This is a genomic window from Pseudomonas sp. MB-090624, from assembly GCF_003205245.1.
In the GTDB taxonomy this organism is placed as follows: domain Bacteria; phylum Pseudomonadota; class Gammaproteobacteria; order Pseudomonadales; family Pseudomonadaceae; genus Aquipseudomonas; species Aquipseudomonas juntendi.
This window is the reverse complement of the sequence record NZ_QJRK01000002.1, coordinates 1-11,825: the sequence shown is the minus strand read 5'-3', so window position 1 is coordinate 11,825 and position 11,825 is coordinate 1. Positions and strand designations below refer to the sequence as shown.

Below are 11,825 nucleotides of genomic sequence, written 5' to 3'. Positions count from 1 at the left end.
GTCGGTTGAAGATCGCCGTTTGTCAGGAGCCCAAGGCCGGAAAGTCTCCCTTGGAACACCCTGGATAGAGCACTCTATTGGAGGTATGGCCGGAGATTGACCTTACGTCCAAGCGCGGTTTAATACATGGACGCACCCTGCTCAATGCCTTGCTCGGATTGAGCAGATCCATGCACGAACCTCACATGAGATGTCGCGGGATCAGCTACGCGGAGGTCCCAATGTCCAGGATGAAGCGCTTTTCCGATGCGGTGGTGCTGAGCCCAGGCGTTTGGCAGCAGTTCATTGAACCTGCCACAGGCGAGGAACCGATTGGACAGTCAGGCCTGCGCTTGGCAGTCCTGCTCAACAGCGTGCTGACTTCGGCTCTGCGTGCTTCACACTGCCCCATCGAGCTGCAACTCGACCGCTTGCGGCAAAACGGCACTTCAGTATCTGCTCACCTGCCGCAGCTTCAGTTGGCTCGCATCACGCCACACAGCGGCCCGGCTTTTCTGCTCATCCGGCTACCCAGCGAGACCGTAGTAGATATCGCCGCCCTCTGACCTTGTCAGCACAGCTACTGCCTCACTTTACCCCACCGGGAACCCTTCCCGGCTGGGCAGCGTTCCCCCTACACGCCCGGAGAACGCCATGTCAGATGTCTATCAGGATGTCACCAACAAGATCGTCAGCGCTTTGAGCCAAGGCGTGATCCCCTGGATCAAACCCTGGACCACCACCGGTTCAAGTGCTGACTCCCCTTTTCCCATCAACGCCATCACCAGACGCCCCTACGCCGGCATCAACATTCCACTGCTGTGGGCCGAGGCGCGCCTGCGAGGTTTCACTCAGGATCGCTGGCTGACCTTCAACCAGGCACGCAAAGCTGGTGGCCATGTACGCAAGGGCGAGCAATCCACCCTCGCGGTGCTGTACAAACCGATGAGCAAGGAGGCGCACGACGAGAACGGCCAGGTCGTTCGCGATGACCAGGGCAACATCAAGATGGTGCAGTTCGCCCTCTTGCGCACGCACTGCCTGTTCAACATCAAGCAGACCGAAGGCTTGCCTGGCGAGGAGCCAGACCTTGATGAGCACACCGAGCCACCGGCGTTTATCGACCATACCCAAGCCGAGCAGCTGTTGCTCGCGAGCGGCGCGCAGATCGAGCATTGCTATGGCGATAGCGCGTTCTATCAGCCGCTGCGCGATCGCATCCAGCTGCCCACCAAGGCTCAATTCGAGGACGTCGGCAGCTACTACGCGACAGCCCTGCATGAGCTGACTCACTGGTCAGGTCATCGATCGCGCCTGAATCGCGATGGCATCACCGGCGGGCACGCGTTCGGTTCCGCAGCCTATGCTTTCGAGGAGTTGGTCGCGGAAATGGGTGCAGCGTTTCTCTGCGCACTGACCGCCACCCAGGGAGAATTGCGCCACGAGGAGTACCTGGCCTCCTGGCTGAAGATCCTCAAGGAAGACAAGCGTGCGATTTTCCGCGCCAGTGGCCAGGCCCGTGAGGCCTCGGAGTTCCTGCTGGCACTGCAGGCCGACCGCACCACAGAAGCGCCGGAGCGACTCACGGCGTGATTTCCTTCAATCAGCAAAAAGACCCCGATTTGGGGCCTTTGTTTTTCGGCAGGGCCGGTATGGACCGCTAATGCGCAGTCGATTACTCCAGCCAGCTCTCGACGACGTCCGAGCCGTGTTCGTGCTTCCACTGCTTGAGGATCTTGTGATTGCCACCCTTGGTTTCCACGACCTCGCCGCTGTGCGGGTTCTTGTAGCGTTTGACGTCGCGCGGCTTGCGCTTAGTGCCGCTCGACACGCTTGCGGCACTCACGCTCACGCCCTTGGACGGGTCCAGAATGGTGATCACCTGACGCAGGCTCATGCCGTACTCTTCCAGCAAGGCTTTCAGCTTCTGTTCAAACTCGATTTCCTGCTTCAGGCCGGAATCGTTTTTCATCGCATCCAGCTGTTGAAGTTGCGCGGCCAGTTGCGCTTCCAGTGCTTTGAATTCGGCAAGTTTGGACATGAGAAATTTTTCCTAGGTATGAGACACATGTAGGAATACTAACTGAGACACACTCAATATCCGAGTATTAATTCCCAATCTAAGAGTCATTTCATGCTCATTAATTGCAAAACTCTGTGACAGATCAATCAGCCAAGTTCTGGCAGAGATGCGCCACCACTTCGCGAGGCGCCGCGCTGTTGCCAATTTTGAACAAGACGTCGCGCTGGCTGCGCGGCATCTTTTTCGCACAGCGCTTGGCGGCAGGCCGAATGGCAGCATCTGTGCCATGAATCCGGTCCGCCAGCAGCACGATCAATACAGCATCACTCAGCGTCATCAGCGCCCCAGCTCAGAAACATTATGCCGGTCAGTCTACCCCCACTCGAAAGGGTCGGCTATGCCGATTCGGCCGGCTAACCCGATGCGCCAGACTTCGGATTATCGCACTCGCGAAAAAGGCCAAGGCGGTAAAGGGTAATGGTGTCAATGGAAGGGGGCGCAAGGGTAAGAGGCTTATCCGAAAAGGCAAAAGGACCTTTTGAACACGAGGCAGGTACTGCGATGAAACGCTGGTGGTTCAAACCTCAAAAAGGCCTTCCCGAAGAGACCGCCCCCGCCCACGTGGGCTATCATCAACCACTGTCGGCGGAATCACTGCTCACTGTCAGCCACCGGAAAAAGCTGCTCGAACGCATCTGGCAATTCACGGCCCTCTCCCCGCTACAGTTCGAACAACTCTACCTTGAACCGATTCGTCGCTACGCCAGCTATGTGCAGCAACTACCGGCCAGTGAAAGCCATCATCATGCCTATGCTGGGGGTATGCTCGACCACGGCTTGGAACTGGTGGCGTGCAGCCTGAAGTTACGCCAGTCCTACCTCCTTCCCAGTGGTGCTGCACCGGAAGACCAGGCCGCGCAGGCTGATGCTTGGAGCGCCGCCATTGCCTACGGCGCCCTGCTCCATGACGTTGGTAAAATTGCCGTCGATCTCCAGGTGGAGTACCAGAATGGTGGACGCTGGCACCCCTGGCACGGCCCCCTCAACCAGCCATACCGCTTCCGCTACCACCCCGACCGGGATTACCAGCTACACGGTGCCGCCGCTGGGCTGTTGTATACGCAGATCCTGACCCCCGCCCTGCTCGACTGGCTCAGCAGCTACCCCGTCTTATGGGGGCAATTGCTGTCCTTGCTGGCTGACCACTATGAACTCGCCGGCACGCTCGGGGAGTTGGTGCTGCAAGCTGACCGGGTATCCACCGCGCAAAACATCGGTGCCAATCCCGCGAAAGCTTTGCAGGCACCCAAGCACTCGCTACAGCATCACCTGCTCATGGGGCTACGCCACTTGGTCAAAAACGAGTTCAAGCTCAACCAGCCCGGCGCCACCGGCTGGCTCACCGAGGACCACCTATGGTTGGTCAGCAAAACTGCGACTGACAAACTGCGTGCCTACCTGCTGGCTCAATCCGTGGATGGTATTCCCTCCTCCAACATCGCTTTGTTCGATGAACTGCAGTCACATGGATTGGTGGACGCGACACCTGAGGGCAAAGCGGTATGGAATGCCAACGTAACAGTCGATGACTGGCAACATCGCTTTACCTTTCTCCGCCTGCAACCGAGCCTGATTTGGGCCGATGAACCCCGGCCAGACTGCTTTAGAGGAACGGTTGAGCCGATGATGGAACATTCTCTGCCGGCCGGTGAAACCTGCGAGTCGGCTTTGGATCGACCACAACCAACGCCGCAAGAAAAACAGCCCGTACCCGAGCACCCGAACCAGGATTTTGACTATCTCGACGACTTGATGGACATGTTGCAAGAACAGAACGAGGTCGACACTGGACCAAGCGCGGGAAGCCTGCAATCCACCACTGCGCCATCCAAGGATACCGAGGGGGTGGCCTTCCTCGAGTGGTTGCGCGACGGTGTCCGCAGTCATCGCTTGGTGGTCAACGACAGCAAGGCCAAGGTCCACACCGTAGACGGCACTTTCTTCATGGTCACCCCGGGCATTTTCCAACGCTACGCCGCCGAACACCCAGGGTCAGCCGAAGCAGACCCTCAAAGCGACGCCTGGCGACGAATCCAACGTCAATTTGAAAAGCTGGATGCTCATCTGAGAAAGCCCAATGGTAGGAATATTTGGAGTTGCGAAGTCAGAGGTCCCCGCAAAGCCAGCTCATTGAATGGCTACTTGTTACGCGACGCCAGATCAATTTCGAGCGAACTTCCCGCCAACAATCCGTTTTTGACTTTAATCCCTTAAAGCCCGGAACTACCCAGCCTTTCATTCGCGAACCGTGTGGGATGTGGCAGTCAGTAAGGTGACACTGATAGTGCTGGTGCATTTACTGGAGACCACAAGGTATGTCTAAACATCCCAACCTTTTATACAACATGGCAGGGCTATTCAGACCTATGCACACAACCTTGCCGAAAAGCGAGGCGAGCTCATCACATCACGCTGTCATAACAAAGCGTATCGATCAAATAGTGCTCGGAAGAACCGGACCAGCATCTCTTCAGCGCCAGACTGACCAAGCTCGTATCCCCCAAACCTATACACTTCATAGCCTGACAACCTGAGCAGTCTGTCGGCAGCCACCATGTCCGAGTATTGCTGCGGGCTAGCTCGGCCATCATCCGTTGCGTAATGGTGCTGGCCGTCGACTTCGATGACTATCCTGACACCGCCGGGCAGCAGCAGAAGAAAATCCATCCGCGACCGGAGCAACGCGTCTTTGCCACGTTGCGCAACCGTCTGCGGATCCCAGTGAAACCAGACCTCTGGCAGTAGAGCTGGGAGGTTTGGAACGTTCTCCCTGGGGAACGCTTTGTAGAAGCTTGTGAACGCCAGTAACCGCACCTTCGATGTGCCCTTGAGACTCTCGCTCAAGCGTTGATACAAGGGCTTTTTGCCCTCCCCTTTACTGAGCCCTTCCTTCTCCTCGTACCATGACTGCAGGTCACGCCATAGCAAACCGGCATGTCCTATTGAGCGGTCATAAATCAGCACCCTATCCACACTGGTCATCACCTCGACATCATTATCCAGAGCGTTGTTGAGCCGGAGGTCGGGCTTAACTGACATCTCTCGGGGGGCGCAGGACTCGCTCCTGGGACACCTGAGAATGAACTCACTGACGTCCGTGGAGGCGAGTTACCTGTGGTGACACCGAGTTTATGTCGCCAAGCTCCTTCACCATGTAAACCGCAGACGTCGGGCAGAGGCTGTTGAACTCCTCCGAACTGGAAATTGCCTTTGGGGCTTGGGATCGGTCTCTCTGCTCATATCCCCGAGCCGCGAAGAAGTCGGGTGCTGTTGTGGTCAGCAGATGAAGGCTTTGGGCTCCGTCAGCTTCCGCTATTCGCTCAAGTGCTCTGAGCAGCAGGTTACCGATCCCTGACCTTCGCTGGGCCGGTACGACAACCAGTGAGCGAATCAGACGAGTCCGACCGCTTCCTTCAATGCCCCCGTATCCCAGCTCCGTTTTTCCCCGGTGAAAGGAATAGAACATTCGACCGGGCTGCAAAAGGTCTTGGGTCGGCAAGCCCGCAGCAGTCAGATGCGCAGCTAGGCCTTGGATTTGATCGGTATCAAGCAATCGGACAGAGATATCAGACCGGTTCATTGGGAACTCTGGGGATGGTATCGACGGCCAGTATAGGGCCTAGAGCGCGGGCTTTTTCCAGTTCTATGACGTCCCGTAAGGCGAGTCGATTGTAAATATCTGCTTTACCGCATATACAAATCAGCATATATTCGAATTTCCAGATATTGGCCGTGCATACATTCCTCAGGAGGGCACATGCGGGAAACACTGACTCCCCCCATCGTTTTCAAATGCCTGGCTGATGACACCCGGGCCCGGATGACCCTGCTGATCGCCCGTGAAGGCGAACTCTGTGTCTGCGAACTTACCCACGCGCTGGAGCTGAGCCAGCCGAAGATCTCCCGTCATCTTGCCCAGTTGCGCGAGGCTGGAATCCTGATGGATCGCCGCAAGGGTCAATGGGTGTATTACCGACTGCACCCCGAACTGCCTCAGTGGGTGGACGCGATGCTGAAGGGAGTGGTCGATGCCAACCAGGAATGGTTGAGCCCCGATGCATTGCGCCTTGCCGAAATGGGCGAGCGGCCGCAGAACCCTGTTGCTTGTGCTTGAGACTTCCCTTCGCTGATTGAGTTGTAGTCATGCTGATCGCATTTATGATTTTCCTGGTGACGATCGTTCTCGTCATCTGGCAGCCCAAAGGCCTGGGTGTGGGCTGGAGTGCCGCACTGGGGGCCGTCGTGGCGCTGCTGGCGGGCGTCGTGAGCTTGTCCGATATCCCCGTGGTCTGGCAGATCGTCTGGAACGCTACCGCCACCTTCATCGCCGTCATCATCATCAGCCTGCTGCTGGATGAGGCGGGCTTCTTCGAGTGGGCGGCATTACACGTGGCGCGCTGGGGCAAGGGCAGCAGCCGCAAGCTGTTTGCCTTCATCATCCTGCTGGGCGCCGCCGTCTCGGCGTTGTTCGCCAACGACGGTGCGGCACTGATCCTGACTCCGATCGTCATCGCCATGCTGCTGGCCCTGCGCTTTTCCCCGGCGGCGACGCTGGCATTCGTCATGGCAGCAGGCTTTATCGCCGATACCGCGAGCCTGCCGCTGGTGGTGTCCAACCTGGTGAACATCGTCTCCGCCGACTACTTCGGCATCGGTTTCAGCGAGTACGCCTCGGTCATGGTGCCGGTGAACCTGGTCAGCATCGCCGCCACCCTGGGCATGCTGCTGTGGTTCTTCCGCAAGGACCTGCCGCGTACCTATGAACTCGACCAACTGAAGGCTCCCGAGGCCGCTATCCGCGACAAAGCGACGTTCGTTGCCGGCTGGTGGGTGCTTGCGCTGTTGCTGGTCGGCTTCTTTGCCATCGAGCCGCTGGGTGTTCCGATCAGCGCCATCGCTGCTGCCTGCGCGCTGATCCTCTACCTGATCGCCGCTCGCGGGCATGTGATTTCTACCCGCAAGGTGCTCAAGGACGCGCCTTGGCAGGTCGTGGTGTTCTCGCTTGGCATGTATCTCGTGGTCTATGGCCTGCGTAACGCCGGCCTCACCGAATACCTGACGCAGATCCTCAATGTTTTCGCCGGCTACGGGATCTGGGGCGCATCCCTCGGGACGGGGCTGCTCGCTGCTGGCCTGTCGTCGGTCATGAACAACATGCCCACTGTGCTGGTAGGGGCCTTGTCGATCCAATCCGCCGAGGCCACCGGCATCGTGCGCGAGGCCATGGTCTACGCCAACGTCATCGGTTGTGACCTCGGTCCGAAAATCACCCCAATCGGCAGCCTGGCCACTTTGCTGTGGCTGCACGTGCTGGCCCGCAAGAACATCGTCATCACCTGGGGCTACTACTTCCGTACCGGCATAGTCCTGACGCTGCCGATCCTGCTTGCCACCTTGGCCGCATTGGCCATCCGCCTGAGCTTTTGAACCGGAGATACCTGATGAAAGTCTTGTTCATGTGCACCCACAACAGCTGCCGCAGCATCCTGTCCGAGGCGCTGTTCAATCACCTGGCCCCCGAGGGTATGGAAGCTGTGAGTTCTGGCAGCTTCCCAAGCGGCAAGGTCAATGAGCGGGCACTGAAAACCTTGGAAGCCGCCGGTATCCCCACCGCTGGTCTTTCAAGCAAGGCCTCGGATGCCTTCGAGAGTTCTCTTCCCGACATCGTTGTCACCGTGTGCGACCGGGCTGCCGGCGAAGCCTGCCCGATCTTCTTCGGTCCATCGCTCAAAGCCCACTGGGGCCTGGCCGATCCTTCAGCGGTCACCGGGAGTGAGACAGAAATCGAAGAAGCCTTCCAGACCACACTTGCGAAGATCGATGAGCGCGTGCGCGCCTTCATTGCGCTGCCTTTCTCGCAACTGAGCCAGGACGAACTGAAAGCCGAACTTGCCCGAATCGGCGCGCTGTAGGCCCTGGATCAATGGAGACAGAAATGAACGACCACCTGCCAAATGTCCAACCAGAACTGATTGATCTGCCGTCGCTGGAGCGGCTGGCGCCGAAGGATCCTTCCACACACAAACCGCGCATCCTGTTGCTGTACGGATCGACCCGCGAACGCTCATTCAGCCGCTTGATGGTCCAGGAAGCTGCGCGCCTGCTGGAAGAGTTCGGCGCTGAAACCCGTATCTTCGACCCTTCCGGCCTGCCGCTGCCGGATGACGCTCCGGACTCCCACGAGAAGGTGCTGGAACTCCGCGAGCTGATGCAATGGTCCGAGGGCCAAGTGTGGTGCTCCCCCGAGCGTCACGGCTCAATGAGTGCTGTCTTCAAAGCGCAGATCGATTGGGTACCGCTGGCCATGGGCGCCGTTCGCCCAACCCAGGGCAAGACCCTCGCGGTGATGCAGGTGTGTGGAGGCTCGCAGTCTTTTAACGTGGTGAACCAACTGCGCGTGCTTGGCCGCTGGATGCGTATGTTTACCATCCCGAACCAGTCGTCGGTGCCAAAAGCCTTCCTGGAGTTCGATGAAGCCGGACGCATGAAACCGTCGTCTTTCTACGATCGGCTGGTCGATGTGATGGAGGAACTGACCAAGTTCACGCTGCTGCTGCGTGATCGCCAGGATTACTTGGTAGACCGCTACTCCGAACGCAAAGAGTCGGCGGAAGAACTATCCAAGAGAGTCAATATTCGGTCTATTTGAGGTCATGAGCATGTCGCATCCTTACTCATTGAAATCCTTGCCCCATGCTCCGGGTGTACTGATTTTTACGCCTTGTCCGGGCACCCAGACCAGCGCTCTCGCTGAAAGCCTGGATACGCTCAAGCAGGCCGGTGCCGTAGCGCTTGTTACGCTGATGTCGGACGCAGAGCTTCAGGAAAACGGAGTTGCCCAGCTTGGCATCGCGGCCAAGCAGCATGGGTTGGAGTGGTTCCAGCTGCCGATCGAGGATGATCAGGCTCCTGATCAAAACTTCGAGGCTCGGCTGGGAGAGGTTCGCCACCAGTTGTACGCTTTGCTCGCTTCCAACAAGGCCCTGGCAATCCACTGCAAGGGCGGCTCCGGCCGCACCGGGCTGTTCGCTGCCCGTCTGCTGATCGAATCCGGAATGCCGCGCCGCGAGGCGATCGCCTGGGTGCAGGAGCTTCGCCCTCGGGCGATTCAGAAGCCTGCGCACATCAACTACATCAACCAGTTCGGCGAAGACTGAGCGCTCCAGCCAGACAGGAGAAACCATGGCCACCGAAGGCGAACTACTTGATGTCATTGTGATTGGCGGCGGGCAGTCCGCGCTGACGGTGGCTTATTTTCTCAAGCGAGCCAAGCTGTCGTTCCTGTTGCTCGATGCCGAAGAGGCTGCGGGCGGGGCTTGGCGCCATGGCTGGGACTCGCTGACGCTGTTCTCGCCCTCCGCATGGAGCACGATCGCGGGCTGGCCGATGCCGCCAGTCACCGAAGGTAATCCCGATAGGGATCACGTGGTCAGCTATCTGGAGCAGTACGAGGCACGCTACGGGTTTTCTATCGTTCGTCCCGTCAGCGTCACGTCTGTGGAGCGGACCGGGCGTGGTCTTCGTGTACGCTCGAAGGACCGCGACTGGGAGGCTCGTGTCGTCATCAGCGCAACGGGGACCTGGAGCAACCCCTATGTTCCGGCCTATCCGGGGATAGAGCTGTTCCAGGGACAGCAGATTCACTCCGCCCATTATCAATCACCCGAGGCTTTCCAAGGAAAGCGCGTGCTGGTCGTTGGTGGTGGCAACTCGGGGGCGCAAATCTATGCGGAGCTGTCCGAGGTCGCCGACGCAACGTGGGTAACCACGGAGGAACCGGCGTTTCTGCCTGATGACGTTGATGGCCGGGTGCTGTTCGAACGGGCTACCGAGCGCCTCAAGGCTCAACAGGAGGGCCGTGTTATCGACGCACCGGTCGGTGGGCTTGGCGATATCGTCATGGTGCCCTCAGTGGTCCGGGCTCGCGAGCGCGGGGCCCTTCGTGCTGTAAGGCCTTTTACCTCATTCACGCCGGACGGGGTCGCTTGGCTCAACGGTGAGAAAACCCAGGTCGATGCTGTGGTCTGGTGTACTGGGTTCCGGCCGGCGCTGGATCATCTGAAGGCACTGGACGTGCTGGATGACAACGGTAGGGTCGAGGTTGATGGGGGGCACTCTATCCGCGAGCCGCGCCTCTGGCTGGTCGGATATGGCGACTGGACCGGCCTGGCCTCGGCGACGTTGATCGGCGTCACCCGTACCGCGCGCAGCACGGTCAACGAAGTAGTTGAACACCTGAACAGCTTGGAGCAGCCGGATGCATAGCGGAATCGATATTCGTGTCGCCAGACCAGAGGATGCAGAAGAGATCCAGATCATCTACGCGCCCATCGTGCTCAACACGGCTATCTCATTCGAAGAGGCAGTGCCGAGCGTGGAGCAAATGCGTGAGCGGATCTCCACGACGCTGCAAACCTACCCGTATCTGGTGGCTGTGCGAGAAGGACGAGTAGTCGGCTATGCCTACGCCAGTCAGCACCGCGCGCGTGCGGCGTACCGGTGGGCGGTGGATGTGACGGTGTATGTCGCTGAAGGGCAACGCCGCAGCGGGATTGCTCGCCAACTCTATGACGTGCTGCTGCCGGTTCTAAAGCGTCTGGGATATCGCTCGGCGTATGCCGGCATTGCCTTGCCGAATGAAGGCAGTGTCGGGCTGCACGAGCGACTCGGCTTCCAGCACATCGGTACGTTTCCGCAGGTCGGATTCAAGCTCGGTGCTTGGCATGATGTGGGGTATTGGTGGTTTGATTTCGGTGACGAAGGCCTTCACCCCGAGGCTCCATTAAGCTTCCTATCCCAAATCCGAATGCCACGTTAGAGGGTCCCAGTGAGTTTAGCTGTCTTCCGCGAAAGGCAGCTATGGGTCGAAGGCGGTCATTCGCGACTGGCCGCTGTCGACCCATAGCAGACGGTCACGGCGAGCACTTTCTGTGAGAGTTGCGTCTGGTGATCAACCTGATCCACCACTGGTCAATGACCTGGAGACCTGCTCACTCCACAATGCGTGCCGCATCCTTGGCCGGAGGTAAGCCGAACATAGGGTGCACATCCAAGACAGCTGCAAGGTTACAGATGAGCATCAGGTGCGAAACGCTGCGCCAGCTGCTTTTCGCATCACAGGGCCTGTCGCCTGTGTACCGGCTATCGACATCTTGACCCGCTACGCGGAATGGGCCAGGGTCCTAGTCCCACTCCCTCGGGCACATGATCCTTCTAAAAACCCGCGAACTTCCACATGCGCAGAAAAGGCCGCACTGACGGGGTCGTGGCAGGTTATATACGCCGCACCTCAACCGCATTTTTGATCGACTTGATCTCTTCGTACCACGTGCCAAATTGATAGATGGATTTGGTGGAGTAGTAATTCCGCACATCATCATGCTCAAGCGGGCTCAGATTAGCCTACAAGTCTTTGAGCCTGTCCGCCTCTGCTGGAAGCAATGGCACCAGCTTCACAAAATCCTTAAAGTTGGAGACCTGCAAGGTTCTGATTTTGTACTGGTGCCGCTGCTCGTTGAACACATAGGCGTTCGTTAGCTTTTCCACCAGGCGCCTCAGTAGCGCAGAAAGCTTAGATTTCTCATCAGGACTGATCTCGACTTGCGGAGCAATGTAGCCATCGATCTGCCCACATAGTGAATCGCCCCTGGTTTCGTAGACACCTCCAAGCCTCATAATGAGGCCCAAATAGGAGGTGCCATGAGTCGTCAGCGTTACCCCGAAGAATTCAAGATCGAAGCGGTCAAGCAAGTGACCGAGAAAG

At 58.3% G+C, this 11,825-nt stretch carries 14 protein-coding genes and 1 pseudogene; 10 read left to right on the top strand and 5 right to left on the bottom strand.

Features of this window, described 5'->3' with window-relative positions:
• The first annotated feature begins 221 nt into the window (after window positions 1–221).
• Both DMX12_RS01210 and DMX12_RS01205 read left to right on the top strand, forming a co-directional pair.
• Complete coding sequence (locus DMX12_RS01210) at window positions 222–545, top strand: hypothetical protein (protein WP_256598370.1); 324 nt, start codon at window positions 222–224, stop codon at window positions 543–545.
• A gap of 88 nt (window positions 546–633) precedes the next feature.
• Window positions 634–1,572 (top strand): ArdC family protein, encoded by a 939-nt coding sequence (locus DMX12_RS01205; RefSeq protein ID WP_110675777.1) that lies wholly within the window; start codon window positions 634–636, stop codon window positions 1,570–1,572.
• 82 nt (window positions 1,573–1,654) lie between these two features.
• Here DMX12_RS01205 and DMX12_RS01200 read toward each other — a convergent pair whose 3' ends face one another.
• Window positions 1,655–2,020, bottom strand: a complete 366-nt coding sequence (locus DMX12_RS01200) for a histone-like nucleoid-structuring protein, MvaT/MvaU family (protein WP_110675775.1) — start codon at window positions 2,018–2,020, stop codon at window positions 1,655–1,657.
• Between the two features lie 124 nt (window positions 2,021–2,144).
• Complete coding sequence (locus DMX12_RS01195) at window positions 2,145–2,339, bottom strand: hypothetical protein (protein ID WP_110675773.1); 195 nt, start codon at window positions 2,337–2,339, stop codon at window positions 2,145–2,147.
• A gap of 224 nt (window positions 2,340–2,563) precedes the next feature.
• Between DMX12_RS01195 and mobH the strand changes: the two genes are divergently transcribed.
• Window positions 2,564–4,276 (top strand): MobH family relaxase, encoded by a 1,713-nt coding sequence (gene mobH, locus DMX12_RS01190; RefSeq protein ID WP_110675771.1) that lies wholly within the window; start codon window positions 2,564–2,566, stop codon window positions 4,274–4,276.
• 201 nt (window positions 4,277–4,477) lie between these two features.
• Here mobH and DMX12_RS01185 read toward each other — a convergent pair whose 3' ends face one another.
• Window positions 4,478–5,044: a hypothetical protein gene (locus DMX12_RS01185; RefSeq protein ID WP_177411210.1), complete on the bottom strand. Its 567-nt coding sequence runs from the start codon at window positions 5,042–5,044 to the stop codon at window positions 4,478–4,480.
• A gap of 103 nt (window positions 5,045–5,147) precedes the next feature.
• On the bottom strand, window positions 5,148–5,642 hold the full coding sequence (arsN2, locus tag DMX12_RS30200) for an arsenic resistance N-acetyltransferase ArsN2 (protein WP_218277978.1): 495 nt from the start codon (window positions 5,640–5,642) through the stop codon (window positions 5,148–5,150).
• A gap of 177 nt (window positions 5,643–5,819) precedes the next feature.
• Between arsN2 and DMX12_RS01175 the strand changes: the two genes are divergently transcribed.
• Genes DMX12_RS01175 through DMX12_RS01145 form a run of 7 tightly spaced genes read left to right on the top strand, consistent with a single transcriptional unit; the run spans window position 5,820 to window position 10,880 of the window.
• Window positions 5,820–6,176 (top strand): metalloregulator ArsR/SmtB family transcription factor, encoded by a 357-nt coding sequence (locus DMX12_RS01175; RefSeq protein WP_027917261.1) that lies wholly within the window; start codon window positions 5,820–5,822, stop codon window positions 6,174–6,176.
• Between the two features lie 29 nt (window positions 6,177–6,205).
• Window positions 6,206–7,489, top strand: coding sequence for an arsenic transporter (locus DMX12_RS01170; protein ID WP_110675769.1), 1,284 nt, complete (start codon window positions 6,206–6,208; stop codon window positions 7,487–7,489).
• 14 nt (window positions 7,490–7,503) lie between these two features.
• A complete protein-coding gene (locus DMX12_RS01165; protein WP_110675767.1) occupies window positions 7,504–7,974 on the top strand; it encodes an arsenate reductase ArsC in 471 nt (156 codons plus the stop codon).
• Window positions 7,975–7,997: 23 nt separating this feature from the next.
• The gene (gene arsH, locus DMX12_RS01160) at window positions 7,998–8,711 is read left to right on the top strand and encodes an arsenical resistance protein ArsH (protein WP_023048559.1); all 714 of its coding nucleotides are present in this window, start codon (window positions 7,998–8,000) and stop codon (window positions 8,709–8,711) included.
• Between the two features lie 4 nt (window positions 8,712–8,715).
• Window positions 8,716–9,219 (top strand): cyclin-dependent kinase inhibitor 3 family protein, encoded by a 504-nt coding sequence (locus DMX12_RS01155; protein WP_110675766.1) that lies wholly within the window; start codon window positions 8,716–8,718, stop codon window positions 9,217–9,219.
• Window positions 9,220–9,244: 25 nt separating this feature from the next.
• Window positions 9,245–10,327, top strand: a complete 1,083-nt coding sequence (locus DMX12_RS01150) for an ArsO family NAD(P)H-dependent flavin-containing monooxygenase (protein WP_110675764.1) — start codon at window positions 9,245–9,247, stop codon at window positions 10,325–10,327.
• Window positions 10,320–10,880: an arsinothricin resistance N-acetyltransferase ArsN1 family B gene (locus tag DMX12_RS01145; protein ID WP_110675762.1), complete on the top strand. Its 561-nt coding sequence runs from the start codon at window positions 10,320–10,322 to the stop codon at window positions 10,878–10,880. The genes DMX12_RS01150 and DMX12_RS01145 overlap by 8 nt, the downstream gene beginning before the upstream one ends.
• Before the next feature lie 584 nt (window positions 10,881–11,464).
• Here DMX12_RS01145 and DMX12_RS29365 read toward each other — a convergent pair.
• Window positions 11,465–11,825: pseudogene (locus DMX12_RS29365) on the bottom strand (hypothetical protein); the annotation flags it as partial.